Consider the following 222-nt stretch of genomic DNA (forward strand, 5'->3'; position numbering starts at 1 on the left):
GGTTCGTCAACATTCAATAAAACGAAAAACACTACACGCGGTGGTTGCTAGTGTGATTGGTTTTGCCATCACGATGCTTCTTATCAACATTACTTCACAGCCAATGGATACCAGTGTGGCAGAGTTCTTCTCTAACAACAGCGTTCCTGGTGGTCACGGGCGCAATATTGTGAACGTAATTCTAGTGGACTTTCGTGCGTTCGATACCTTTGGTGAAGTGGT

1 protein-coding gene is annotated in these 222 nt (G+C 45.0%); it reads left to right on the plus strand.

The annotated features are described in order from the left end of the window. A partial coding sequence (mbhE, locus tag MRS74_RS23770) for a hydrogen gas-evolving membrane-bound hydrogenase subunit E (RefSeq protein WP_254582749.1) occupies positions 1-222 on the plus strand: 222 nt, incomplete at both ends.

This window comes from Marinobacterium sedimentorum, assembly GCF_024267675.1.
Lineage (GTDB): Bacteria > Pseudomonadota > Gammaproteobacteria > Pseudomonadales > Balneatricaceae > Marinobacterium_A > Marinobacterium_A sedimentorum.